Below are 23,247 nucleotides of genomic sequence, written 5' to 3'. Positions count from 1 at the left end.
TGAAGCCCTTCATGCACTTGCATTAAAAGCGCCCCCGGAAGCGGGCAGGCGTGGCGGGGAGAGCATTGCGCGCTGTTCTTGGATGTTGTTTTTCTAATTTTTACGAATCTGGTAGTGGAACCAATGAGCATTATCCGCGGGGGAAATGATATTCCCATTTTGAATAATAAATTGTATTTTTATTTCCTTTGGTTATTAGATGGTGTGCGTTAAGACATGGTTTTTCCTAAGTCTTTAATGTATATATGATTCTTTCACGAAATAAGGGAACAAAGATAAAAATGGCAAGGGCAAAAAAATTAACTTACGGGGCTGTAAATATAACCATGCACCCCCACTCGCCAGAAAAGTATGTCGAGTTATTCAGGATGGCAAGAAAAAATGCGAGCAATGTTAATTTAAGAGGAGACTCATTCGCAACTTTATCATATTTTTACCCTTATAAGAAAGGCCAGGTGATTAGTGAACCTTTTGAGGGGGAAATTCTAAAGTATACAGATATTGACGTTAATGGCGACTGGTTCGATATCGTAAAGAAAGATATAGCTTCAGATGAGGAAAAGGAAAGAATAAATATACCTGATAATTTAAAACCAAATGTAGCTAGATTCTCTTTTGTTTTTCTACCCGCAAGTCATCTTTTGGTTTACGAAATGCAGGACAAGAGCCGGCATCTTACATCAAGACAAATAGAAAACTTTCTGAATGGGATATTTTCTCATGAGAGAATTATAGAGAAGTTTGGAAAGGTTAATGTTACAATATTGACTGAGCCAGATAGTGTGGAACGTATGCTTTCTTTAAAAGGTATTACGTGTATAAATATGGTCACTCGACGTCCTAATCCGGATGATCTCGCTTCTGCAGAAAGTGTTATGCAAAAGCGCTTCAAGCGTATTGGGGTTATTGAAGAGGATAAAACATATAAGTCTGAGCGAGGTCAGGAAATTAAACCTGATGGTGAGTTAAAACAGGATGCTCTTATTGCTTCGAGAAATGGTGAAGTTAGTATACGCAGGATTAATGAGGCGGGATTAGTAGAGGTTCATGCCTCAAGTGACGTACCACTTCAAAGGGTTGAACCATATGATTCTGACGTAACATCGGTTTCTGAGCTATTGTTATTAAGGGCAAAATCATTAGCAGATGAATTTAAGAGGCTTCTGAGAAAGTAATGAGTGAAGAAAAAGAATCAACCAGTGCATTGGCTAGATACTGGAAAATCTATGGTGGCGCTGGGGCTGTGTTTAAAAGTCGCTATTTTTGGTGTGCTTTTTTAATGACAGTGATTCTTTATCCATCTTGGTCTCATCAGGGGTGGTGGAATGACATCCTGTCATTGATGCCGAACCTTCTGGGCTTTTCATTAGGTGGTTTTGCTATGTGGATAGCTATTGGTGATGAGGCCTTTAAAAAAATAATAACTGGTGATGAAAAAAGTGAAAGTGGAGAAGTAGAATATTCTCCTTATATGTCAGTCAATGCAACGTTTGTCCATTTTATATTGTTGCAATTACTAACTATTATTACGGCCTTGGTTACCAAGGCCTATAGTAGCATTCTCATAAATAATGCTTTTATGTATTATTATTTAGGTGTTTTCTATAAGTATGCGTTATTAACATTTAGTTTTTTTGCTTATTTTATATTTATTTATTCAGTGTTCTCTGCATTAGCAGCTGTTCTTGCTATATTCCGTGTTTCTAGTTGGTATAATACCTTTATGACTTATCAAAATAAACAGTATGCTGATAATTCCAAAAACAATGCAGGAAAATAAAAGCTCATAAGAATGAGCTTTTTTTTCAGTTTTTATTATAAACTTTTTCACCCCACCATTCCATCATGCCTATTCTTTGCTTTAAATAGATAGAGCGGTTATATGCTCTTCTTACCTCATTTTTATCTGTATGAGCTAATGCCGCTTCTATCACATCTGAATTAAAGCCCGCTTCATTCAATGTAGTACTTGCAATAGATCGTAAACCGTGTGCAACTAATTTTCCTCCATATCCTATACGCTTCAAAGCTGCATTAGCTGTTTGGCTATTCATGGATTGTTTTGGATCATTCCTACTGGGAAAAACATGTTCACGGTGAGCACTGATTGGTTTCATCACTTCGAGAATCTCTAATGCCTGAGTTGAGAGAGGAACTATGTGCTCACGTTTCGCCTTCATCCGTTCGGCTGGAATTGTCCAAAGCTTTGCATCGAGATCGATTTCTGCCCAACGAGCACCGGAGGCCTCAGAAGGGCGCACAAGCGTCAGGAGTTGCCATTCAATTAAACAGCGAGTCGAAACAGAGAGATTTGACATCACCAAAGAACGCATGAGTTTTGGTAACTCTTCTGGCCGAAGCGTCGGCATGTTTTGTTTTTTGGGCTTCTCAAAGGCCATCCCAACACCTGATGCTGGATTAGCATCAATCAGGCCAGTGTTTACGGCATAAATCATTATCTCGTTAATGCGCTGCACCAGTCGACGTACAGTCTCAAGCGCCCCACGAGCTTTGATTGGCTCGAGAGCTTCAATCAGTGTCCGGGCTTTGATTTGCTGAACGGGGATCTCACCAATGGCAGGGAATACATCTTTCTCCAATGAACGCCAAATGTCTTTTGCGTAATCAGGGGTAACGCTTTTGCTTTTGAGTTGGAACCAGTTAGCGGCAACCGTTGAAAAAATACTGTCCAGAGCGATTTGTTGCTCTTCCTCTGCAACTTCAGCTTGAACTTGGGGGTCGATGCCATTAGCTAACAAGGCAAGGTAATCCGCTCTTAAACCTCGGGCGTCAGCAAGTGAAAGGGCGGGGAAAGCACCGAGCCCCATCATTGTCCGCTGCTTTGTTGCCGGACGTTGATAACGAAAGCGCCAGAGCTTTTTGCCACTAGTTTTCACTATCAGGAAAAGCCCATTGCCATCATGCAGAGTTAGATCCTTCTCTAACGCTTTCGCGCGTAGAACTTCGGTGTTGGTCAGGGGGCGTGTTGTCCGTGCCACTGTGGCCGCTCCTTCATGAATTGGTATACGCTTTTAGGTATACATCCTACCGTATACCTAAACGTATACCAATAATCACCGGATTTAGCCGGATGTTCTCGGACAACGACAGACACAAAAAAGCCCGCAGGGCTTGTGCCATGCGGGCTTTCTGTACTTCACCGGACGTATCCGGATCATTGTTTGGTGGAGCTGGCGGGAGTTGAACCCGCGTCCGAAATTCCTACATCCTCGGCACTACATGCTTAGTCAGTCTTTACATTCGCCTGGCACCTGCGGACAGACACGCCACTACCAAACTAGCCTGATTAGTTTTAACGCTTCAACCCCAGGCAGGGCTTCCACGCGATCTCTTTTGGGTTTGACCTCTCTTTGATCCCCGTCTTAAGAGCGGAAGCTAGGGAGAGAGGGCTCAGAGCAGGTTATTAAGCTGCTAAAGCGTAGTTTTCGTCGTTTGCGACTATTTTTTGCGGCTTTTTACGAGGCCAACCGCCCCTCGGCATGCACCTTGGGTTTCGCAAATCCCGTCGAATCCAGAATCAGCCCCAATAGTGTTGCAGCAAGTATAACAGAGATGCGGAAGGTGTTGCCAGCAAAAAACGTGTCTCAACAAGCTGTTGGCTGTGCGTTTCTCGTGCAGTTGGCGGTGTTCAGGAGGGATAATGGGCTGATACTAAAAAATATCCCCCATAGGTTGGGGGATATTTGTTGTAGCTGGACAGGTATCTGGCTTAGCGCCCTGCATGTTTCATAATACGCGCTTTATCGAGCTGCCATTCACGATCTTTCAGGTCGGAGCGTTTGTCGTGCTGCTTTTTACCTTTGGCGACGCCGATCTTCACCTTACACCAGGCGTTTTTCCAGTACAGCGACAGCGCGACTACGGTGTAACCTTCGCGGTTGATACGCCCGTACAGAGAATCCAGTTCGCGCTGGTTGAGCAGCAGTTTACGCGTGCGGGTAGGATCGCAAACGTAATGCGTAGATGCCACGGCCATCGGGGTAAAGTTGGCGCCGAACAGGAACGCTTCACCGTCTTTCAGGATAACGTAGCTGTCGCCGATGTTGGCTTTACCTGCGCGCAGGGATTTCACTTCCCAGCCCTGGAGCGCCAGGCCCGCCTCAAACTCTTCTTCGATAAAGTATTCGTGGCGGGCGCGTTTATTCAGCGCAATCGTGGCCGATCCAGGTTTGTGTGCTTTTTTCTTTGTCATAATATCCTGAAATTATCGCTAATCTGATAAACCTAGCCTCAAGCTCCCGCGAGGCGTAATGCGTTATCTTAGCACGATATAGCCTGTGTCCGTTTTTTTTAACCGTAGATAAATGATACTATTTACGCCGTGTTCGATCATGGAAATTGCTATGCCTCAGATTAGCCGTACTGCGCTGGTTCCCTACAGCGCGGAGCAAATGTATCAACTGGTGAATGATGTGAATGCCTACCCGGATTTTCTTCCCGGTTGTACGGGCAGCCGCGTTCTGGAGTCTGGACCGACGCAAATGACGGCGGCGGTCGATGTCGCAAAAGCGGGTATCAGTAAGACCTTTACCACGCGTAATACCTTAACCGATAACCAGAGCATTTTGATGCATCTGGTCGATGGGCCGTTTAAAAAGCTGATTGGCGGCTGGAAGTTTACGCCGTTAAGCCAGGACGCTTGTAAGATTGAATTCCATCTTGATTTTGAGTTTACCAATAAGCTTATTGAACTGGCGTTTGGTCGTATCTTTAAAGAGCTGGCGCTGAATATGGTGCAGGCATTCACGATGCGTGCCAGAGAGGTTTACCGTGTCGGGTAAGATTGCCGTGGAAGTGGCTTACGCGCTGCCGCAAAAGCAGTACGTGCAGCGTGTCACCCTGGAGGAAGGGTCCACGATCGAGCAGGCGATTCAGGCAAGCGGGTTGTTGGCGCTGCGTGATGATATTGACCTGAGCAAAAATAAGGTCGGTATTTATAGCCGTCCTGCTAAATTGCAGGATGAAGTTCACGACGGCGACCGGGTTGAGATTTATCGTCCCCTGATTGCCGATCCGAAAGAGCTTCGCCGTCAGCGGGCGGAGAAGTCGGCGCAGAAAAAGGGATAGCGCCTTACCGTGATTTACAGACAATAAAAAAGCGCTCAATGAGCGCTTTTTTTGTCACCGCTGACTTATTTGGTCAGCGCTGGTTTGTTATCGATGTTGGTCAGCACACCGCTGCTGTTGAAGGTCAACGTCAGCGTTTGTTGGGTTGCTTTTTCATGCCCAGGCTGCTGGCGGAAAACATAGAACCAGGTGTTGGTGCCGAACGGATCGGTCATCATCGGGGTACCTAAGGTGTAGGCGACCTGTTGTTGGGTCATGCCTGGACGAATTTTCGCTACATCGTTAGGTGCCAGGTAGTTCCCCTGACTAATATCAGGACGGTAAACCACTCGCTCCAGAGTGGAACAGCCTGCAGTCATCATCAGAAGAACCGCTGCGGCAGCAGTCAGCGTTTTACAGCGCATAGTGATTTGATTCCTTTTCGGGCCCGAGCAGTACGCGGCTCATATGTCATGTGCCGATGATAATAGACCTGAGGTAAGTTGGAAACCTTTGATATCAGGTCTTACGGCGTTTTTATTGTGAACTCAGACTCTAAGAAATCAAAAAAGTTTATGCGGCCAGCAACTCTTTCGCATTCGCCAGCGTATTACGGGTGACTTCACTGCCCCCCAGCAGCCGCGCCAGCTCTTGCAGGCGAGCGCGTTTGTCCAGGGGTTGCATATGGGTTTCGGTCATTGCGCCGTCGGTCTCTTTGCTGACGTAGAAGTGGTGGTGCCCACAGCCTGCAACTTGCGGTAGGTGGGTCACACACATCACCTGGGTCGATTCACCCAGTTGGCGCAGCAGCTTACCGACGACTGCCGCCGTTGGGCCGCTAATCCCGACGTCCACTTCATCGAAAATCAGCGCAGGTGTTTCCATCTTGCGTGCGGTAATCACCTGAATGGCCAGCGCGATACGCGACAGTTCACCGCCTGAGGCGACCTTGGCAATCGCCTGCAGCGGCTGCCCCGGGTTAGTGGTGACGCGGAACTCAATACGATCTGCACCTTCGGCGGTCAGATGCTGTTCTTCAAAACTGACGTCAATATCAAACAGGCCGTGCGGCATCGAGAGCATATGCATGCTGTCGGTAATCAGCTGCGCCAGCTCCTGTGCGCTGGCCTGACGCTGTGCGTGCAGCTGGCGCGCGGTGTCCAGTGCCTGTTGGTGATAGCGAGAAACCGCCAGTTTGAGCGTTTCGAGTGAGTCGCTCTGGTCGTCGAGCAACTGCTGTTCGTCCAACAGCGACTGGCAGTATTCAGGCAGCGCTTCCGGCGAGATTTGATGCTTCCGCGCCAGGGAAATCTGTTTTGACAGACGCTGTTCCAGCTCGAACAGACGGTTTGGATCGAGATCCATGCGATCGCAATAATGGCGCAGCTCGTCGCTGGCCTCGCTGAGCTGAATGGCCGCTTCTTCCAGCATATCCAGCACGCCGGAGAGTTTGCTGTCCATGCTCACCAGTTCACCGGCCAACTGACGGGCTGTGTAGAGCTGGCTTTGCAGGTTTACGTCGTCGCCGTCGGCCAGGATAGCCAGCGCGTGCTGGCTCGTGGAGAGTAACTGGCCGCTATTTGCAAGGCGCTTGTACTCTTCATCGATTTGTTCATATTCACCGGGCTGCGGATTGAACTCGATCAGCTCTTTCAGCTGGTATTGCAGCAGCTCGGCTCGCGCGGCGCGTTCCTGGCTTTGCTGCTGGTGAGCCGCCAGATCGCGGCAGCTTTGGTGCCAGAGACGGTAATTTTCCGCCATTTGATGCGTGAGAGTCGATTCGCCTGCGTAGGCATCAAGCAGCGTTTTCTGGTGTTCGGATTTAACTAACTGCTGGTGTGCGTGCTGGCCGTGGATCTGAATAAGCAGCTGGCCCAGCTCTCGCAGTTGGGAAAGCGGTACGGCCGTGCCGTTAATAAAGCCACGAGAACGACCATCGCTGCTGATGACGCGGCGCAGCAGGCACTCGCGGCCATCTTCCAGCTGGTTTTCCTCAAGCCAGCGCAAGGCCGCAGGCGTGTCCTTTAGCGCAAAGCGCGCGCAGAGGTCGGCGCGTGTGGCGCCAACGCGGACCATGTCGGCTTCCGCTCGACCGCCCAGGCACAGCCCGAGGGCATCAATTGCAATAGATTTACCCGCACCGGTTTCCCCGGTGATGGCCGTCATGCCGCTGTTGAAGTCGATTTCAAGTTCACGAACGATTGCAAAATTGCTGATGGTCAGTTGTGCCAACATAGCCGCTTTCCTGTATGAAAACCCATAACTGTGTTTTCATACAGTATAGACTGGTTTTTTATCCAGTAAAGAGGCGGCGATAAAATTAGAACAATTTTTTTGACCAGCCAAGTTTTGTGCTTAATGTATTGAAATAGCTGTAGTCTTTAGGGTGAATGAGATTCAGGTGATAGTCGCTGCGGCGGATCAATACGTCTTCGCCTTCCTGGATGGGCAGGGCAATCTGGCTATCACAGCTGATTTCCAGGTCGCTGCGGCGGTGCGAAAAACGCAGGCGGATGGTGCTGTTGCTGTTAATCACCAGCGGGCGCGCGGAGAGCGTATGCGGGAACATTGGCACCAGAGTAATCGCATCTAATGATGGGGTGAGAATCGGCCCGCCGGCGGAAAGTGAGTAGGCGGTGGAGCCGGTTGGGGTGGAGATAATCAGGCCATCGGAGCGCTGGGAGAAGGCGAAGGTCTCGTCGATATACACTTCGAACTCAATCATGTGCGCCACTTTGCCCGGGTGCAGCACGACTTCGTTGATGGCGGTGCTGATCCGCTTCTGGCAGTTCTGCTGGCATACCTGAGCCTCCAGTAAGAAGCGCTTTTCAGCAATGTAATTGCCGTCCAGCACGTCGGCAAGCTGCTGATGGGCGTTGTCCGGGTCAAGGTCGGTCAGGAAGCCGAGGTTGCCGCGGTTAATGCCAATGACGCTGATGTCGTAGCGCGCGAGAGTACGCGCCGCGCCGAGCATATTGCCGTCGCCGCCAACCACCACCGCGAGATCCGCTTTTTGACCAATTTCGGCCAGCGTGCCGGTTTTCACATTATCGAGCTTCAGCTCCTGGGCTATCTGGCGCTCAACAATCACATCGAGGCCTTTGGTGCACAGCCAGCGATAGAGCATTTCATGTGTCGTCAGGGCCGTCGGGTGACGAGGGTGTCCTACAATACCGATACACTTGAAATGATTGTTCATTTTCTGAATGTCCTTGTGCCGAAGATTGGTGACAATGTGAGAGCTTCCCTTGAAACCCGAAATCTTATCCCCATAATAAGCCAAGTTAGCGAGATGATTGCGAAAAAACGCGGAGAAATTCATGAGTAGTAAAGAACAGAAAACGCCTGAGGGGCAATCCCCGGAAGAAATTATCATGGATCAGCACGAAGAAGTTGAGGCGGTTGAACCAGACGCTTCTGCTGAGCAGGTGGATCCGCGCGACGAAAAAATTGCGAACCTTGAATCGCAGTTGGCGGAAGCCGAAACTCGCGAGCGCGAAAGCGTACTGCGTGTGAAGGCCGAGATGGAAAACCTGCGTCGTCGCACTGAAATTGACGTTGAGAAGGCGCACAAGTTTGCGCTGGAAAAATTCGTCAACGAACTGCTGCCGGTGCTGGATAGCCTGGACCGCGCGCTGGAAGTGGCCAACAAAGACGGCGACGCGATGGCGGCGATGATCGAAGGTATTGAACTGACGCGTAAGTCGATGCTGGACGTGGTCGCGAAATTTGGCGTGCAGGTTGTCGCCGATATCGACGTGCCGATGGATCCGAACGTTCACCAGGCGATTGCGATGGTGGAGTCTGACGAAGTGGCCGCTGGCAACGTGCTGATGGTGATGCAGAAGGGTTACACCCTGAACGGTCGTACTATTCGCGCGGCGATGGTGTCTGTTGCGAAAGCGAAGGCATAACCTTCGCGTTACCCTCTCCCCAGCCGGGGAGAGGGGATATCTTTAATCCTTCACGCTTTCCCGTAGCGGTTTCACCGGGTTCACCTGCACCTGCTTAATCACGTTATCCTGCACCTCGAGAATATCGATATCATACTGGGCAATGCGAACGCGCGTGCCTGCCGCCGGAATCTCTTCCAGTGCTTCAACAATCATCCCGTTCATGGTGCGCGCTTCGTCTTCCGGCAGGTGCCAGTTGAAGGCTTTATTCAGTTCGCGCACGTTGGCGCCGCCGTCGATAATGACGGAGCCATCATTTTGCGGGTTAACTTCTTCGGCAAGCGATGGTGACATAGAGGTGGTGAAGTCGCCGACGATCTCTTCCAGAATGTCTTCCACCGTCACCAGCCCCTGAATATCGCCATACTCGTCAACCACCAGTCCCACTTTCTTCTTATTGCGCTGGAATTTCACCAACTGGGTGCTGAGCGGCGTTCCCTCTGGCACGAAGTAAATCTCATCGGCGGCGCGTAGCATCACCTCTTTGGTGAACTCTTTTTTCTCGGTCATCAGACGGTAGGCTTCGCGCACGCGCAGCATACTGATGGCGTCGTCGAGGCTATCGCGGTACAGCACGATGCGACCATGTGGCGAGTGGGTGAGCTGGCGGACGATAGATTTCCAGTCGTCGTTGATGTTGATACCGACGATTTCGTTGCGCGGCACCATAATGTCATCGACGCTGACCTTTTCCAGATCCAGCACCGACAGCAGCATGTCCTGATTGCGGCGTGAAATCTGCGAGCGGGATTCATTCACGATGGTGCGCAGCTCATCTTTGCTGAGCGCGCTGCTGATAGTGATGTCGGTTTTAATGCCCATCATGCGCATCAGGATGCGGGTGATGAGGTTAAGCAGCCAGACCAGCGGCATCATCAGAACTTGCAGCGGCGCGAGCAGGAAGCTGCTGGGATAGGCGACCTTTTCCGGGTAGAGCGCGGCGATGGTTTTGGGCAGCACTTCAGCGAACACCAGTACCACAAAGGTCAGCACGCCGGTAGCGATGGCGACGCCCAGATCGCCATACAGGCGCATGCCGACAATGGTACCGAGCGCGGAAGCCAGGATATTGACCAGGTTGTTGCCAATCAGCACCAGGCTGATGAGACGGTCAGGCTTTTTCAGCAGCTTTTCAACTCGCCGCGCGGATTTGTCGCCCTGCTTCGCCAGATGACGTAGTCGATAGCGATTGAGCGTCATCATGCCGGTTTCAGAACCGGAGAAATAGGCGGAGATGACCACCATGATGATCAGCGTCACGATCAGCGTGGTGGTAGAGATATGTTCCAAGAGAATTCCTTAGTACTTAGCCCACGAATTGTTGAATCACGCGGCTACCAAAGTAGGCGAGCGTCAGAATGCCAGCGCCCGCCACGTTAAACCAAACCACCCGGCGGCCGCGCCACCCTTCGTGATAGTGACCCCATAACAACACGATATAGACGAACCAGGCGATGATGGAAAGGACAGCCTTGTCGATATTTTCCATGCTAAAGAGGTTATGCATGTAAAACAGGCCGGTACAGAGGGTCAGCGTGAGCAGAACGACGCCAACCTGGGTGATGTGAAACATTTTGCGCTCAATGACCATCAGCGGCGGCATTTCGTGATTGAACGCCAGCTTCTTATTCTTGAGCTGATAGTCAATCCATGCCAGCTGTAGCGCATACAGAGCGGCGATAATCAGCGTTGCGTAGGAGAACAGCGACAGGCCGATATGCACCATCATCCCCGGCGTCGCTTCCAGATGGGTAATAAACTCATTGGGCATAAAGGTGGCGAAGGCGAGGTTGATCAGCGCGAAGGCATAGACGATGGGCAACAGCAGCCAGCCGCGGTTACGCGAAGCAACGATGGTCATCACCGTACAGATCATCAGGCTCACCAGCGAGCCAACGTTTAACAGGCTGAGATTCTGCCCGCTGTCACCGCCCGGCAGGATACGGGCTTCCAGCGCAAATGCATGGCACACCAGCGCCACGGTGGCGGAAAGAATCGCCATACGCCGCCAGCCGCTGTTTTTTTGCAGCAGTCCGGGGATGATCAGCGCCAGGCTGATGGAGTAGGCAACAAGCGCGAGCAGGGCAAACACAGGCATAAAGAGTCGGCAGTCGTCAAAGTGAAGAAAGAGAAGCAGTATATACGCAAAATCCCTCGAGTTGTATCAAGGCGCACAGGTGGTGTGAGGGGGATGGCGTCACGTTACGCGATATCAGCGCCAACCACGGCCTCACAACTCGCCCGGTGTCGTGTTATACTCCCGCAAATTTCCGTTTTTTTGTCGCGTAAGCGACTCACCGTTTCCACCCCAGGCGAGAGACAATGTTTGATAATTTAACCGATCGTTTGTCGCGCACGCTGCGCAATATCAGTGGCCGTGGACGCCTTACTGAAGACAACGTAAAAGAGACGCTGCGCGAAGTGCGCATGGCGCTGCTGGAGGCTGACGTTGCGCTGCCGGTAGTGCGTGATTTTATCAATCGCGTAAAAGAAAAAGCGGTTGGTCATGAAGTTAACAAAAGCCTGACTCCGGGTCAGGAATTCGTCAAAATCGTGCGTAGCGAACTGGTTTCGGCGATGGGCGAAGAGAACCAGACGCTGAACCTCGCCGCGCAGCCGCCGGCAGTCGTGCTGATGGCGGGCCTGCAGGGTGCGGGTAAAACCACCAGCGTCGGTAAGCTGGGTAAATTCCTGCGCGAGAAGCACAAGAAGAAAGTCTTGGTGGTTTCTGCCGACGTTTATCGCCCGGCGGCGATCAAACAGCTGGAAACCCTGGCTGAACAGGTTGGTGTGGACTTCTTCCCGTCTGACGTTGGCCAGAAGCCTATCGATATCGTTAACGCGGCGCTGAAAGAAGCGAAGCTGAAATTCTACGACGTGCTGCTGGTGGATACCGCCGGTCGTCTGCACGTTGACGAAGCGATGATGGACGAAATCAAGCAGGTTCACGCGGCCATTAAGCCGGTTGAAACCCTGTTTGTTGTCGACGCGATGACCGGTCAGGATGCGGCAAACACCGCTAAGGCCTTTAACGAAGCGCTGCCGCTGACCGGCGTAGTGCTGACCAAGGTCGACGGCGATGCGCGCGGCGGTGCGGCACTCTCTATTCGTCACATTACCGGCAAACCGATTAAATTCCTCGGTGTCGGCGAGAAAACCGAAGCGCTGGAGCCGTTCCACCCGGACCGTATCGCTTCCCGTATCCTCGGCATGGGCGACGTGCTGTCGCTGATCGAAGATATCGAAAGCAAGGTTGACCGCGCGCAGGCTGAGAAGCTGGCGACCAAGCTGAAGAAGGGCGATGGTTTCGACCTGAACGACTTCCTGGAACAGCTCAAGCAGATGAAAAACATGGGCGGCATGGCGAGCCTGATGGGCAAGCTGCCGGGCATGGGCCAGATTCCAGACAACGTTAAATCGCAGATGGATGACAAAGTGCTGGTGCGTATGGAAGCGATCATCAACTCGATGACGCTGAAAGAGCGCGCGAAGCCGGAAATCATCAAAGGTTCCCGTAAGCGTCGTATCGCCCAGGGCTGCGGCCTGCAGGTGCAGGACGTGAACCGTCTGCTCAAGCAGTTCGACGACATGCAGCGCATGATGAAAAAGATGAAGTCGAAAGGCGGCATGATGAAAATGATGCGCGGAATGAAGGGTATGATGCCCCCAGGATTCCCCGGCAGATAATACGGATTGCATTTTGCCCAAAAATGAGTAAAATTTTCGGGCTTTTAATATGACACCGGGCCCCTTCCCTCGATGGGGCCCGGTTGTTCTATTCACACAAGAGGATGTTATGGTAACTATTCGTTTAGCACGTCACGGCGCTAAAAAGCGTCCGTTCTACCAGGTTGTTGTTACTGACAGCCGTAACGCACGTAACGGTCGCTTCATCGAGCGCGTTGGTTTCTTCAACCCGATCGCTTCTGGCGCGGAAGAAGGCACCCGTCTGGATCTGGACCGTATCGCACACTGGGTTGGCCAGGGCGCAACTATCTCTGATCGCGTATCTGCGCTGATCAAAGAAGCTAAAAAAGCAGCTTAATCTGTCACGGTGGTCATGATGAGCAAGCAACACACCGCACAAGCACCTGTTGATCCGATCGTATTGGGGAAAATGGGTTCTTCCTACGGTATCCGTGGTTGGCTCAGAGTGTTTTCCTCCACCGAAGACGCCGAAAGCATTTTTGACTATCAGCCCTGGTTAATCCAGAAGGCGGGTCAGTGGCAGACCGTTGAGCTGGAAAGCTGGCGCTACCACAATCAGGATATCGTTATTAAGCTGAAAGGCGTTGACGATCGCGATGCCGCGAATCTGCTGACGAACTGCGAAATTATCGTGGATTCCTCGCAGCTGCCGGCGCTGGAAGATGGAAGCTATTACTGGAAAGACCTGATGGGCTGCCAGGTAGTGACCACGGAAGGCTACGGTCTCGGTAAAGTCATCGATATGATGGAAACCGGGTCGAATGACGTTCTCGTCATTAAGGCAAACCTGAAAGATGCATTTGGCATCAAGGAGCGGTTGGTTCCGTTCCTCGATGGGCAGGTTATCAAGAAAGTCGATCTCGCTACTCGTACTATCGAAGTAGATTGGGATCCTGGTTTTTAAACCACCGGATAAACGGTAAAAGACGGCGCTATGTGGATTGGCATAATTAGCCTGTTTCCTGAAATGTTCCGCGCAATTACCGATTACGGGGTAACTGGCCGGGCAGTAAAAAATGGCCTGCTGAGCATCCAGAGCTGGAGTCCTCGTGACTTCACGCATGACCGGCACCGTACCGTGGACGATCGTCCTTACGGCGGCGGACCGGGGATGTTAATGATGGTACAACCTTTACGGGACGCCATTCATGCAGCAAAAGCCGCGGCAGGTGAAGGCGCAAAGGTGATTTATCTGTCACCTCAGGGACGCAAGCTTGATCAAGCAGGCGTCAGCGAACTGGCCACGAATCAAAAGCTGATTCTGGTATGTGGTCGCTACGAAGGTATCGATGAGCGCGTGATTCAGACCGAGATTGACGAAGAATGGTCTATCGGCGATTACGTTCTCAGCGGTGGAGAGTTACCGGCAATGACGCTGATCGACTCCGTTTCCCGGTTTATTCCGGGTGTACTGGGTCATGAAGCATCAGCAATCGAAGATTCGTTTGCTGACGGGTTGCTGGACTGTCCGCACTATACCCGCCCTGAAGTGTTGGAAGGAATGGAAGTACCGCCGGTTCTGCTGTCGGGAAACCATGCCGAGATACGTCGCTGGCGTTTGAAGCAGTCGCTGGGCCGCTCCTGGCTTAGAAGACCTGAACTTCTGGAAAACCTGGCTCTGACTGAAGAGCAAGCAAGGTTGCTGGCGGAGTTCAAACAGGAACACGCGCAACAGCAACATAAACATGATGGGCTGGTCTGAGACCCCCAAATATCAGTTTACCCAGGATAAGAGATTAAATTATGAGCAACATTATTAAGCAACTTGAACAAGAACAGATGAAGCAGGACGTACCTTCCTTCCGTCCGGGTGATACCGTGGAAGTGAAAGTATGGGTTGTTGAAGGTTCCAAAAAACGTCTGCAGGCATTTGAGGGCGTGGTTATCGCTATTCGTAGCCGCGGTCTGCACTCTGCATTCACTGTTCGTAAAATTTCCAACGGCGAAGGCGTTGAGCGTGTCTTCCAGACTCACTCTCCGGTAGTTGACAGCATTGCTGTTAAACGTCGTGGTGCTGTACGTAAAGCTAAACTGTACTACCTGCGTGAGCGCACTGGTAAGTCTGCTCGTATCAAAGAGCGTCTTAACTAAGAGCGCTTTCACGCTGCATCCAAAGCGTGTTAGAAAACAAGGGGTTAGCGAAATGCTAACCCCTTTTTTTGTCTTCATGTCCACGGAATGTCCACGTAGAATTGTTTTGTGTCCACAGGTGTCCACTGATAGCAGATAATAAAAAACCTGCCGAAGCAGGTTCTAAAGCCAAAGCTGATGTTGTTGATGCCGGGTCGGGTGGGGCGGGGCTGGTTCAATTTCACCCGGCTTCACAATGAATCGAGCGAGAGTCTCGTGGGTCACAAAGGTGCATCCGCAGTTGATATTTTGACATTGGTGGTAACGTTCTTTCGTTTCCATACTCAGGTACCGGCTGGACCTTGCGTGAGCTGCATCCTGACATAATGGGCAGTGCATCATAATCTTTCCCCCTCTACTGGCTTGAGAGAATGATAATCCTATAACTTACATTTGCAAGTCTCGATGTGCATTTTTGCCGTTAAGGGTTTGCAACTCACAATATGCCTTGCTTTAATCGTCACCATCTTCGTCCTCATACTCCACACCAGAAAGCATCACCTCGAGCTCCACAGCCGTCGTGAAGCCATTCCCGCCGAGGTTATGGGTCACCTTACTGATTATCCACGGCTGGTCATCTATGACGCGCTTAAAGCCCGATACCCTGACCGGCATTTCGGGGTAAATATCTTCTCGGCCAGTCGCCAGCATAATCGAGAACTCAGCAACGCCACGCTGCAATTTATCCCACTTCGCCTGAGCCGCGCGCATCGCTTGCGCCTTCGTGGCGTAAATGGTCGTCAGCGCGAAAACGTTGTCAGCCTCACCGGCCATGTATTCACCCTCGCGAGCTTCCTGCTCTTTTTCTTTTTTCGCTGCAGCCTTACTGCTCACCGGTTTCGCTTTCGGGTGCTGTAACGCCCTGAGGTGCTGCACTTTGGGCTTTCGCTTCAGCCTCACCGCTTGCTTTTGCTTCGCCGGTTTCGGGTCTTTGGTATGCAACCATTTAGCGGTCACGCCGGTGTAAGCACCCCGGTCAGCAATGGCAAACTGATGCCGGTCGCCGTCACTGCGCTGGATCGTGATTTGAGGGATGGGCTTTCCGCTGGCCGTGGTGCCACTCCCCGCTTTGAGCATCAGCAATTTACCGGCTTTCACCGACACCGCGCCGCCGTTACGTTCCGCGAGACGTGTCAGGAAAACGGCGTCGGATTCCTGCGACTGGTCAATATGCGGAATCTGGATCCCCGCGAGTGATTCGGCGACGCTGGCCGTTAGTTTGTTCCGTTCTGCTATCGTGTGGACGATAGCGCCGAGCGTGGTATCGTGCCAGGACTCTTCACGGCGGGAATTGAGCGTGCCGCGAAAATCCGCACTCCGTGCGCGGATGGTCACCGTATCAGGTGCGCCCCGGTGCTCCACCTCATCGACGGTAAATCGTCCCTTACCGACCAGCGAGAATCCTTTCCACCCGAGATACAGTGACAGCACCGCGCCGCGAATCGGCAATACGACCAGCCCGTCACTATCGTCGAGCTCAATATCGAGCTGGTCGGCCTCAAATCCCCGGTTGTCCGTCATCGAGAGGTTAATCAGTCGATCGCTGATATTGCCGGTGATATCTTTGCTTTCCAGTGTCAGCATAAAGTCGGGCGTCAGTGTGGCACCCGCGCCGGTGATAATATCCAGCATGATTATGCCCCCACCATCGACAGCAGATCGCCAGCTTTCCCGACCAGACTCTCGGCCTGTTTGCCGATATCGCCATACACCACCGCGAGCGACTCATCGACACGGGTCAGTGACAGGGTAAAACTGATTTTTCGTGGCGACCCATCCTCAAAAAATACCGTGCCGGTCTCCGAGACATTGCCGATTTTAAACATCCCATAAATCCGGCCATCCCCCGAAATAAGCGGCCACGCGCGCCCCTGCTCGGCCATCGTATACAGCGCCAGCATCGAGAACTTACCGCCGGTCAGGGCAGGATATAAATCACCGCTCAGGGTGATGTTGTCTTCCCCCTCGCCGAGGTACTGAAAAGCGTCACGCTTCCCTACGCGAGAGTTAGACGCCCAGCGATAATCCGCGCTGCGCTGCATGCTCTGATAGGGCAGTGTCTGACGCATAAAAACAAACATACCGAGTGCCAGCATCATAATCAGTCTCCTTAATCGTGCATCATGCTTGCGCGAGCTTTAGCGCGTTTCTCACGCTCATATTTTTCTAATGCATCCTGCAAATCGTTACCCAACCGACCGCCCGGCATACCATTGCCCGGCACGTTGATTTGATAGGTTGGCCGACTCTGGTCAATGTAGGTTTTACCGGCGGGTGCCGTGACCGGCTGATAGCTGTTGTATGAACTGATAGCGGGGCTGTAGCCGTTCTGCGTCGCCGCATTGGCTTTCGCTGCGGTCTGGTCAAGCGAGCTGGATTCTTTGTTGATAATTCCGAGTTTTTCGAGCACCCAATCAATCCCGCTTCGCAGCTTGTTAAAGGCATTAAGCGGCATCAGCAGCGCATCGGCCAGCGCCTGACCGAACATAACCCCAACATCACGACAACTGTTGAGTGTGTCCTGAGTCGCTTTCACCGGCGCTATCAGGTCTTTAAACCACTGCCAGACACCGCGAAGTTTTTCGCCGAGACCGTCAAAGATGGGCGCCAGTGGCGCGAACATTTCCCCGACCGGTGCAAAGGCGCTCATCAGCCCCTCGATGACACCACCGAAAAAGGCGCTGACAGGCTCCCAGTATTTGCGAATCAGCAGCGCGCCAGCGACCACCGCCGCCGCAACGGCCACAACCGGCAACGTGATTGCACCGAGTGCCGTCACAATAGCGCTACCGGCCACGGTAAAGACGGTACCCAGCAGACTCGCGGCGGCGATAATGGCATTAATCCCGGCGATGACCGGCCACGCAATCAGACCGATACCGCCCAGCACGCCAATAATCGACAGCACGGCAGTCACGACGGTGAACAGCGTTTTCGTCAGTTCAGGATTCGCTTTTGTCCATGCTGCAACGGTACTTATCCAGTCGGTTGCGGTATTTGTCAGCTTGCGAAGTGCTGAATCCTGTTTCTCGAATACCTCGATTTGCAGGTCTTCCCACGCTGACTGAAGGTTTTTTAAATCCCCGTCGAGGTTGTCAGTCTGGATTTTTGCGATGAGCTCAGTCGTCCCTGCGGAGTTCTGAATCTCGCGGCGTTTGTTATCGAGCGAGCCATCACCGGCGGCGGCAACCAGCTTGATCGCGCCTTTCATCGCCTCTTCACCAAAAATAACTTTGAGGTATTCGCCCTGTTCAGCCGTCCCGAGTTTGTTTTTAGCAAAAGAGGTGTGAATGTCTTTGAGGATGCCCTCGACCGGTAACATGTTGCCTTTGCTGTCGCGGGTCTTAACGCCTAATTCAGCAATCGCGTCGACGGCTTTACCCATAGGAGCCTGTAGACGGTTAAAGATAGCACTCGCGCCCGTACCGGCCATCGAGCCTTTGATACCGTTATCGGCCAGCACACCCAGCATCGAGGTCGTGCTCTCAATACTCGCCCCTGCGGCCTCGGCGATCGGCGCGACGTATTTCATCGCCTCGCCCAGCTCAACGAGGCCGGTATTCGAGGACGTAAAGCCTTTGGTCATCACGTCAGCAACACGCTGAATCTCGGTCGTCGGCAGGTTAAAGGCCGATTGCATATTCGTGATAATGTCGGCAGCTTCAGCAATATCGACACCGGCGGCAAGACTCAGATTGACCGTTGAGCCCGTCGCGGCCAGCACGTCATCGGCCTTATAACCTGAGCGCGCCAGCGTGGTTTGTGTACGGGCAACATCACCGGGTGAAAAGGCGGTCGTTGCGCCGATATCGCGCGCTTGCTGGCGAATCGCCGCGAGCTTTGCATCCCCTTTTTCAAGACCGAGAATCGCCTGAGTACCTGACATCTGTTTATCAAAACCGATGCCCGGCGCGATAAAACGCGATTCAGCATATAACCCTGACATAGCGAGGCCGGTCCCCGCCATCCCCGCATTACGCGCACCGGCAGCGAGCTTTTGCCCGGACTCATAGCGCGATTTAACTGCGCTCAGTTTCGCCTGTTGCGTACTGACGCGCGCCAGTGCTTCACGCTGGCGGTTAAGCTGTACGGTTGTTTCACTGATGGTGGTTTTCAGGCGTTGCTCATCGCTCGACAGTTTGCGGGTATTAATCCCGGCCTGACTGAGCTCCTGACGCTGACGCTGTACGGACAACCGGAGACCGTTATATTTGAGCTGAAGGTCAGCCGCGCTTTTCTTCGCGAGTTCGAGCGCGCGAGCCTGTGCGCGAGTCGGGTTTTCGGTGTTTTTAAACTGCACGGCCAGCGCGGCGGCTTCCTGCTTTGCCTGTTTCAGTGACTGACCGGTTACGGCCAGTTGTGCGCTGGCTTTGCGAAAACTGTCGATTCTCGACGCCTGACCATTCAAATCACGCAGGGATTGCTGAGTCGTGCGGATATCACCAGACAGCGATTTACTCGCCGTCTGGATCGCTTTAAAGGGTCGGGTCGCCTGGTCGACAGCTTTCAGCAGCACTTCGAGTTTGAGGTTATCACTCATTCGTGTTTCCGCTTCGCTGTAGCGCTTTTTCACGCCAGTTGATGAGCTCGGTCAGGCTCATGGGATACAGGTCTGATGGCGACCAGTGGAAAATTACCGCTATGTCAGCCATCAGGTCATCGACCGAGAGTTTTTTCGGGAAGGTTAAGCCGCCGAATTCGGTGACAAAAAACCGACCACCTTAGCGGCAAATGACAGCATGTCGGGCAGCTCCAGCGCGGCGACTTCCTGCTCGGTCAGTGACGGCATGGTCATGCGCGGCAGCACTTTAATCAGCGCATCGACGTCGGAGTTTGCGACAGATGCCAGGCTGACGCCGCGCAGGGTTCCGGCGGTCGGTTTTAACAGGGTGACGTCGGTGATCACCTGCTCGCCGCGGGTAATTGTTTTAATCAATTTGACGATGTTTTCGTTAGTTTTTTCCATGATATTTCTCTCTAAATTCAGGTTTCAGGATGCCCGGCCAGACGTGCTGACCGGGGCAGAAATTACAGGCCGATGTTTTGTCGGTGCGCCTCAATCATGTCGACACCGTTCACTTTTTCGATGAGGCTCACCGTGTCGATTTCGACCAGTTCCGAGCCGTTCATCGTCAGCTTGAAATAGGTACACGCGAGCGAGATTTTCGACTCGGTGTCTTCTCCCTGTTTGGCTTCGCCGAGGTCGATTTCTTTCTGACGGCCACGGAGAACAACCTCAACCGGCACGGTCTCGCCGGTGTCGTCGCGCTGGTAAGACCCGGCAAAACGCAGCGGGACAGAGGCCGTGCCGGTGGCAGCGTATAGCGACCAGATGGCGTCATCAGGGAAGCCACCGAGGGAAAACTCAGTCGATAGCGCATCGTCATCAAGACCGAGGTCGACCGGTGCCGAGCCATTCATCCCGCCGCCGCGATAATTCTCGAGCTTGCGGGTTAATTTCGGCAGCGTGACGGACTGCACGACGCCGAGATAACTCACCCCGTCGATAAACAGATTCATGAGTTTGAGCTTGCGCGGTAATGCCATGGGTCAGGCTCCTTATTTGCTGTTCACTGACGAGACCAGATTCGCCAGATATTTATCAGTAATGCGCTGGCGTAACGTCATACGTTCGAGCGGTGGGACAGGCGTGTAGTCGTAATCGATAAGTAGTTGACCGGCTTTCAGTGTTTCTTTGCTGTTAGCCTCGGGGTCAAACCAGCATTTAGCATCGATGATGTAACCGCCGTTTTTCAGCTCGCGGAATTTCGCGTTGATACCGTCGATAATGTCGCGAATCAGGGTCGCGGTGATCGGCTTATCCACCGCCCACATATGACCCTCAGCCATCGTATCGGCGATGACCTGCGCGGTGCGGGTGTAGTTCTCAAACTGGAAGAGCGGATCATCGGAGCAAGTACGGTTACCCCAGAAGCGGAAACCATCTTCACGAATCAGCGTCGTGATACCGGTTTCGTTCAGCAGGTCAGCATCGGTGCCTTTTTCCTGCAAATCCCAGAAGACTGATGCGCTGATGCCGGTTACCTCATTGACCGCGACGTTTGACAGGGTTTTATGCCAGCCGGTGTCATTGTCAATTTTGGCCCGAAGCCCCAGCGCAACGGCGCTCGCAAAGCTAATGTCGGTCGCGTTCTTCGTGGTATCCCATCCGAGGAAGTCAGGCCAGATTGGCATCAACTCACGGCCACTGAGGTTTTCGCGGTAGGCGATCGCCTCGGAAACCGTTTTACAGCCCCATACGTTGGCATATGCAAAAGCGCGCAGCTTCTGAGCCACAGAGACAAGCGCGGTTGTAACCTCCTGAGTCTCGAGCCCCGGCACACCGAGAATACGAGGTTTCACGCCGGTGACCGCTTTCGCCGTTAACAGCGCTTTCAGCCCGGTGTATTTGCCGTTCTCATCCGTGGTACCGATGATGTTAGAAATGGTTTGCGCCTGAGCGGTTTCCTCATCGTCGCCAGTGCCTTCTGCGACACGCACAGCCACGATGACCGGTTTTGACTGGTTAGCGATAAGTTGTAGTGATTTTGCCAGGGTGCCTTTGGTGCCAGCTTTTGCAATAGCGCTTTGCGGGCTGGTAATCAGCACCGGCTCATTGAGCGGGAACATATCGGCGTCAGCATCACTGGCCGTGCAGACCATGCCGACAACCGCCGTTGATACCGTCGAGATTGTGCGTGTGCCGTCGTTAATTTCGACGACTTCGACGCCGTGATGATAATCACTCATCCGTTTAACTCCGTTAGTTGGGGTGAGTGATATTGTCTGGTTTACGCCTGTATGCGGCTATTTGTCAGGGTTCGGCGGTGGCTGACACAACGGAATGAGTCGCCGGGAATTTTTTATATAGCGTCGATATGCCCACATCAAAAATCAGCGCGACACGCTGACGGGATTCACCAGCGGCAATAAGCCGCCCGGCCTGAGCCCACTCGTCAGGGGTCAGCTTTGGCCGACGACCTCCGACTCTTCCCTGTGCGCGAGCTGCATCGAGCCCGGCGCGGGTGCGCTCGACAATCAGCTCGCGTTCCATTTCCGCAAGTGCGCCCATGATGTGAAAGAAAAAACGCCCCATCGGCGTTGAGGTATCGATACTGTCGGTCAGACTTCTGAAATTAACGCCGCGCTGTCGAAGCTCTTCAGTCATCGAGACAAGGTGCCGCATGCTACGACCGAGCCGGTCGAGCTTCCAGACAACCAGCGTATCACCGGCCTGAAGTCGCTTTAAAGCGCGATTGAGTCCCGGCCTGTTGGTCGATTTCCCGCTGATTTTATCCTCGAAAATTAGCTCACATCCCGACCGTTCCAGCGCGTCACGCTGTAGCGCGGTGTTTTGCTCATTTGTTGATACGCGCACATAGCCAACCTGCATCTGTTTTCCCTTATGCAAAAGCCGGAATGATGCCAGCCCGGCGGGAAAACTGCATTTTCTCAAACGTTCAATTGCGAGAATCGTTTTCTGGCGTCGTCGGGCAGTCCAGAAATGCGCGCATGAGTGTTACCAGCGCAACCCAATCAGCTACCTTTACCGCCGATGAGCTGATCGTGGAAACAAGCACCGGGAAACAATACCGCCTAAGTGAATTTGATAAGACGATTAACGTTGCCACAACTGGCGCGGGTGGGATGGATGCGGGAAATGTACCGGAGGCGGGATTTATCGCTATTTACGCGATTTTAAACCCAACAAGCGGGGCGACAGCATTGCTGGGTGTTGACGCTACGGCTATCACTGCACCGGAGAAGTACAGCGGAGAAAATATGCCCGTTGGATATACGGCATCGGCCCTTGTTAGCGTGTGGCGGGTAGCATCTGGTCAGTTTACGGTGGGCTATCAGTTGGGGCGAAATATTTATATGTCCTTACAGACTGCATATAGCACAACGGTACCTTCAACAGAGCTGCACCCAGTTTCATTCAGCCAGTTTGTGCCCTTGAATGCTGTCAGCGTTTCTGGTCATGGGCAAAGCAACGGCACTCTTGCTCCTACAAACTGCATTTGGGTTGTTGCTGGTGATAAAACAGGAATAGGGCAGATAAGCACCGGAACAAGTAATACGGGTAATCTTATTACTTACAAAGACGTTCCGCTGATAACACCACAAACAGTTTATATTTACGCATACACAGCCAATGGCGAGTTTGCATCAGCATTTTTTGGTGTAAACGGATATGTATTTTAGGAGGAAAGATGAATCGTGTTTTCGTGCTTTTTTCAGATGAATCAAAGGAAAAGGTTATCTCTGCTTTTTCCTCTCCGCAGCCAGAGCTGAAAGGTGTCGAAGAGATAGCAAAAACAGATGAGCGCTATCAGGATTTCGTAGGACGTATTGTGGACCAATTTAACCTGATGAATGATATTTGAAA

At 52.3% G+C, this 23,247-nt stretch carries 28 protein-coding genes and 1 other RNA gene; 12 read left to right on the top strand and 17 right to left on the bottom strand.

Annotated features, from left to right (window positions below; translation table 11 throughout):
* Positions 1-281: 281 nt before the first annotated feature.
* Both K7B04_RS24075 and K7B04_RS24070 read left to right on the top strand, forming a co-directional pair.
* On the top strand, positions 282-1,175 hold the full coding sequence (locus tag K7B04_RS24075; RefSeq protein WP_021000668.1) for a DUF4747 family protein: 894 nt from the start codon (positions 282-284) through the stop codon (positions 1,173-1,175).
* Complete coding sequence (locus tag K7B04_RS24070) at positions 1,175-1,780, top strand: hypothetical protein (protein ID WP_223803202.1); 606 nt, start codon at positions 1,175-1,177, stop codon at positions 1,778-1,780. Before K7B04_RS24075 ends, K7B04_RS24070 begins: the two co-directional genes overlap by 1 nt.
* A gap of 25 nt (positions 1,781-1,805) precedes the next feature.
* Here the strand turns inward: K7B04_RS24070 and K7B04_RS24065 are convergent, their stop codons facing one another.
* The 3 genes from K7B04_RS24065 to smpB form a co-directional block, all read right to left on the bottom strand.
* A complete protein-coding gene (locus K7B04_RS24065; protein ID WP_223803201.1) occupies positions 1,806-2,999 on the bottom strand; it encodes an integrase domain-containing protein in 1,194 nt (397 codons plus the stop codon).
* A gap of 184 nt (positions 3,000-3,183) precedes the next feature.
* Positions 3,184-3,546, bottom strand: a transfer-messenger RNA (tmRNA) gene (gene ssrA / locus K7B04_RS24060).
* A gap of 184 nt (positions 3,547-3,730) precedes the next feature.
* On the bottom strand, positions 3,731-4,213 hold the full coding sequence (gene smpB / locus K7B04_RS24055; RefSeq protein ID WP_064543348.1) for an SsrA-binding protein SmpB: 483 nt from the start codon (positions 4,211-4,213) through the stop codon (positions 3,731-3,733).
* A gap of 151 nt (positions 4,214-4,364) precedes the next feature.
* Here smpB and K7B04_RS24050 point away from each other — a divergent pair, with 151 nt between their 5' ends.
* Together K7B04_RS24050 and K7B04_RS24045 are read left to right on the top strand one after the other, a co-directional pair.
* Positions 4,365-4,802, top strand: coding sequence for a type II toxin-antitoxin system RatA family toxin (locus tag K7B04_RS24050; protein WP_064543350.1), 438 nt, complete (start codon positions 4,365-4,367; stop codon positions 4,800-4,802).
* Positions 4,792-5,088: an RnfH family protein gene (locus tag K7B04_RS24045; protein ID WP_223803200.1), complete on the top strand. Its 297-nt coding sequence runs from the start codon at positions 4,792-4,794 to the stop codon at positions 5,086-5,088. Before K7B04_RS24050 ends, K7B04_RS24045 begins: the two co-directional genes overlap by 11 nt.
* A gap of 65 nt (positions 5,089-5,153) precedes the next feature.
* Here K7B04_RS24045 and bamE read toward each other — a convergent pair whose 3' ends face one another.
* From bamE to nadK, 3 genes are all read right to left on the bottom strand, one after another.
* Entirely contained in the window at positions 5,154-5,492 is a 339-nt protein-coding gene (gene bamE, locus K7B04_RS24040; protein WP_064543353.1) for an outer membrane protein assembly factor BamE, read from the bottom strand.
* A 148-nt stretch (positions 5,493-5,640) separates the two neighbouring features.
* Positions 5,641-7,302 carry a DNA repair protein RecN gene (gene recN / locus K7B04_RS24035; protein ID WP_223803199.1) on the bottom strand — a complete coding sequence of 554 codons (1,662 nt, stop codon included), beginning with the start codon at positions 7,300-7,302 and terminating at the stop codon, positions 5,641-5,643.
* A gap of 85 nt (positions 7,303-7,387) precedes the next feature.
* The gene (gene nadK / locus K7B04_RS24030; RefSeq protein WP_064543386.1) at positions 7,388-8,266 is read right to left on the bottom strand and encodes an NAD(+) kinase; all 879 of its coding nucleotides are present in this window, start codon (positions 8,264-8,266) and stop codon (positions 7,388-7,390) included.
* A 121-nt stretch (positions 8,267-8,387) separates the two neighbouring features.
* Here nadK and grpE point away from each other — a divergent pair, with 121 nt between their 5' ends.
* Complete coding sequence (gene grpE / locus K7B04_RS24025) at positions 8,388-8,981, top strand: nucleotide exchange factor GrpE (RefSeq protein ID WP_167575206.1); 594 nt, start codon at positions 8,388-8,390, stop codon at positions 8,979-8,981.
* A 42-nt stretch (positions 8,982-9,023) separates the two neighbouring features.
* Here grpE and K7B04_RS24020 read toward each other — a convergent pair whose 3' ends face one another.
* Both K7B04_RS24020 and K7B04_RS24015 read right to left on the bottom strand, forming a co-directional pair.
* The gene (locus K7B04_RS24020) at positions 9,024-10,310 is read right to left on the bottom strand and encodes an HlyC/CorC family transporter (protein WP_163448353.1); all 1,287 of its coding nucleotides are present in this window, start codon (positions 10,308-10,310) and stop codon (positions 9,024-9,026) included.
* Between the two features lie 16 nt (positions 10,311-10,326).
* On the bottom strand, positions 10,327-11,118 hold the full coding sequence (locus K7B04_RS24015; RefSeq protein WP_163448355.1) for an inner membrane protein YpjD: 792 nt from the start codon (positions 11,116-11,118) through the stop codon (positions 10,327-10,329).
* A 224-nt stretch (positions 11,119-11,342) separates the two neighbouring features.
* Here K7B04_RS24015 and ffh point away from each other — a divergent pair, with 224 nt between their 5' ends.
* From ffh to rplS, 5 genes are all read left to right on the top strand, one after another.
* On the top strand, positions 11,343-12,707 hold the full coding sequence (gene ffh, locus K7B04_RS24010) for a signal recognition particle protein (RefSeq protein WP_064543362.1): 1,365 nt from the start codon (positions 11,343-11,345) through the stop codon (positions 12,705-12,707).
* 109 nt (positions 12,708-12,816) lie between these two features.
* Positions 12,817-13,065: a 30S ribosomal protein S16 gene (rpsP, locus tag K7B04_RS24005; protein WP_064543364.1), complete on the top strand. Its 249-nt coding sequence runs from the start codon at positions 12,817-12,819 to the stop codon at positions 13,063-13,065.
* Positions 13,066-13,083: 18 nt separating this feature from the next.
* Positions 13,084-13,632, top strand: a complete 549-nt coding sequence (gene rimM, locus K7B04_RS24000; protein WP_035894946.1) for a ribosome maturation factor RimM — start codon at positions 13,084-13,086, stop codon at positions 13,630-13,632.
* Between the two features lie 30 nt (positions 13,633-13,662).
* The gene (gene trmD / locus K7B04_RS23995) at positions 13,663-14,430 is read left to right on the top strand and encodes a tRNA (guanosine(37)-N1)-methyltransferase TrmD (RefSeq protein WP_064543366.1); all 768 of its coding nucleotides are present in this window, start codon (positions 13,663-13,665) and stop codon (positions 14,428-14,430) included.
* 41 nt (positions 14,431-14,471) lie between these two features.
* The gene (gene rplS / locus K7B04_RS23990; protein WP_006687325.1) at positions 14,472-14,819 is read left to right on the top strand and encodes a 50S ribosomal protein L19; all 348 of its coding nucleotides are present in this window, start codon (positions 14,472-14,474) and stop codon (positions 14,817-14,819) included.
* 162 nt (positions 14,820-14,981) lie between these two features.
* Here the strand turns inward: rplS and K7B04_RS23985 are convergent, their stop codons facing one another.
* The 9 genes from K7B04_RS23985 to K7B04_RS23945 form a co-directional block, all read right to left on the bottom strand.
* Positions 14,982-15,200, bottom strand: coding sequence for a DNA-binding transcriptional regulator (locus K7B04_RS23985; RefSeq protein WP_112933321.1), 219 nt, complete (start codon positions 15,198-15,200; stop codon positions 14,982-14,984).
* A 111-nt stretch (positions 15,201-15,311) separates the two neighbouring features.
* On the bottom strand, positions 15,312-16,490 hold the full coding sequence (locus K7B04_RS23980) for a phage late control D family protein (protein WP_223803198.1): 1,179 nt from the start codon (positions 16,488-16,490) through the stop codon (positions 15,312-15,314).
* A 2-nt stretch (positions 16,491-16,492) separates the two neighbouring features.
* The gene (locus tag K7B04_RS23975) at positions 16,493-16,957 is read right to left on the bottom strand and encodes a phage tail protein (protein WP_223803197.1); all 465 of its coding nucleotides are present in this window, start codon (positions 16,955-16,957) and stop codon (positions 16,493-16,495) included.
* Between the two features lie 11 nt (positions 16,958-16,968).
* Positions 16,969-19,398, bottom strand: a complete 2,430-nt coding sequence (locus K7B04_RS23970; protein WP_223803196.1) for a phage tail tape measure protein — start codon at positions 19,396-19,398, stop codon at positions 16,969-16,971.
* Entirely contained in the window at positions 19,391-19,510 is a 120-nt protein-coding gene (locus K7B04_RS23965) for a GpE family phage tail protein (protein WP_110140889.1), read from the bottom strand. Before K7B04_RS23965 ends, K7B04_RS23970 begins: the two co-directional genes overlap by 8 nt.
* A 32-nt stretch (positions 19,511-19,542) precedes the next feature.
* Positions 19,543-19,824, bottom strand: coding sequence for a phage tail assembly protein (locus K7B04_RS23960; protein ID WP_223803195.1), 282 nt, complete (start codon positions 19,822-19,824; stop codon positions 19,543-19,545).
* A gap of 62 nt (positions 19,825-19,886) precedes the next feature.
* Positions 19,887-20,405: a phage major tail tube protein gene (locus K7B04_RS23955; protein WP_223803194.1), complete on the bottom strand. Its 519-nt coding sequence runs from the start codon at positions 20,403-20,405 to the stop codon at positions 19,887-19,889.
* A 12-nt stretch (positions 20,406-20,417) separates the two neighbouring features.
* Entirely contained in the window at positions 20,418-21,608 is a 1,191-nt protein-coding gene (locus K7B04_RS23950) for a phage tail sheath protein (RefSeq protein ID WP_223803193.1), read from the bottom strand.
* 64 nt (positions 21,609-21,672) lie between these two features.
* A complete protein-coding gene (locus K7B04_RS23945) occupies positions 21,673-22,251 on the bottom strand; it encodes a recombinase family protein (protein WP_223803192.1) in 579 nt (192 codons plus the stop codon).
* A 119-nt stretch (positions 22,252-22,370) separates the two neighbouring features.
* Here K7B04_RS23945 and K7B04_RS23940 point away from each other — a divergent pair, with 119 nt between their 5' ends.
* Together K7B04_RS23940 and K7B04_RS23935 are read left to right on the top strand one after the other, a co-directional pair.
* Positions 22,371-23,063 (top strand): hypothetical protein, encoded by a 693-nt coding sequence (locus K7B04_RS23940; protein ID WP_223803191.1) that lies wholly within the window; start codon positions 22,371-22,373, stop codon positions 23,061-23,063.
* Between the two features lie 8 nt (positions 23,064-23,071).
* Positions 23,072-23,245 (top strand): hypothetical protein, encoded by a 174-nt coding sequence (locus tag K7B04_RS23935; protein WP_223803190.1) that lies wholly within the window; start codon positions 23,072-23,074, stop codon positions 23,243-23,245.
* The last annotated feature ends 2 nt before the right edge of the window (positions 23,246-23,247 follow it).

The organism is Kluyvera sp. CRP (genome assembly GCF_019930565.1).
GTDB lineage: Bacteria > Pseudomonadota > Gammaproteobacteria > Enterobacterales > Enterobacteriaceae > Kluyvera > Kluyvera georgiana_A.
The sequence above is the reverse complement of the archived record's forward strand: the minus strand, read 5'-3'. Positions and strand labels throughout refer to the sequence as shown.

Bases quoted from the DNA above. Each gene is read 5' to 3' on its own strand.
- K7B04_RS23965 (WP_110140889.1), bottom strand. From the start codon at position 19,510: ATGGCTGACATAGCGGTAATTTTCCACTGGTCGCCATCAGACCTGTAT.
- ffh (WP_064543362.1), top strand. From the start codon at position 11,343: ATGTTTGATAATTTAACCGATCGTTTGTCGCGCACGCTGCGCAATATC.
- nadK (WP_064543386.1), bottom strand. From the start codon at position 8,266: ATGAACAATCATTTCAAGTGTATCGGTATTGTAGGACACCCTCGTCAC.
- K7B04_RS23955 (WP_223803194.1), bottom strand. From the start codon at position 20,405: ATGGCATTACCGCGCAAGCTCAAACTCATGAATCTGTTTATCGACGGG.
- K7B04_RS24070 (WP_223803202.1), top strand. From the start codon at position 1,175: ATGAGTGAAGAAAAAGAATCAACCAGTGCATTGGCTAGATACTGGAAA.
- bamE (WP_064543353.1), bottom strand. From the start codon at position 5,492: ATGCGCTGTAAAACGCTGACTGCTGCCGCAGCGGTTCTTCTGATGATG.
- K7B04_RS23980 (WP_223803198.1), bottom strand. From the start codon at position 16,490: ATGCTGGATATTATCACCGGCGCGGGTGCCACACTGACGCCCGACTTT.
- K7B04_RS23970 (WP_223803196.1), bottom strand. From the start codon at position 19,398: ATGAGTGATAACCTCAAACTCGAAGTGCTGCTGAAAGCTGTCGACCAG.
- K7B04_RS23940 (WP_223803191.1), top strand. From the start codon at position 22,371: ATGAGTGTTACCAGCGCAACCCAATCAGCTACCTTTACCGCCGATGAG.
- grpE (WP_167575206.1), top strand. From the start codon at position 8,388: ATGAGTAGTAAAGAACAGAAAACGCCTGAGGGGCAATCCCCGGAAGAA.
- K7B04_RS24015 (WP_163448355.1), bottom strand. From the start codon at position 11,118: ATGCCTGTGTTTGCCCTGCTCGCGCTTGTTGCCTACTCCATCAGCCTG.
- K7B04_RS23945 (WP_223803192.1), bottom strand. From the start codon at position 22,251: ATGCAGGTTGGCTATGTGCGCGTATCAACAAATGAGCAAAACACCGCG.
- rplS (WP_006687325.1), top strand. From the start codon at position 14,472: ATGAGCAACATTATTAAGCAACTTGAACAAGAACAGATGAAGCAGGAC.
- rpsP (WP_064543364.1), top strand. From the start codon at position 12,817: ATGGTAACTATTCGTTTAGCACGTCACGGCGCTAAAAAGCGTCCGTTC.
- K7B04_RS24075 (WP_021000668.1), top strand. From the start codon at position 282: ATGGCAAGGGCAAAAAAATTAACTTACGGGGCTGTAAATATAACCATG.
- smpB (WP_064543348.1), bottom strand. From the start codon at position 4,213: ATGACAAAGAAAAAAGCACACAAACCTGGATCGGCCACGATTGCGCTG.
- trmD (WP_064543366.1), top strand. From the start codon at position 13,663: ATGTGGATTGGCATAATTAGCCTGTTTCCTGAAATGTTCCGCGCAATT.
- K7B04_RS23985 (WP_112933321.1), bottom strand. From the start codon at position 15,200: ATGATGCACTGCCCATTATGTCAGGATGCAGCTCACGCAAGGTCCAGC.
- K7B04_RS23950 (WP_223803193.1), bottom strand. From the start codon at position 21,608: ATGAGTGATTATCATCACGGCGTCGAAGTCGTCGAAATTAACGACGGC.
- K7B04_RS23960 (WP_223803195.1), bottom strand. From the start codon at position 19,824: ATGGAAAAAACTAACGAAAACATCGTCAAATTGATTAAAACAATTACC.
- K7B04_RS23975 (WP_223803197.1), bottom strand. From the start codon at position 16,957: ATGATGCTGGCACTCGGTATGTTTGTTTTTATGCGTCAGACACTGCCC.
- recN (WP_223803199.1), bottom strand. From the start codon at position 7,302: ATGTTGGCACAACTGACCATCAGCAATTTTGCAATCGTTCGTGAACTT.
- K7B04_RS24050 (WP_064543350.1), top strand. From the start codon at position 4,365: ATGCCTCAGATTAGCCGTACTGCGCTGGTTCCCTACAGCGCGGAGCAA.
- rimM (WP_035894946.1), top strand. From the start codon at position 13,084: ATGAGCAAGCAACACACCGCACAAGCACCTGTTGATCCGATCGTATTG.
- K7B04_RS23935 (WP_223803190.1), top strand. From the start codon at position 23,072: ATGAATCGTGTTTTCGTGCTTTTTTCAGATGAATCAAAGGAAAAGGTT.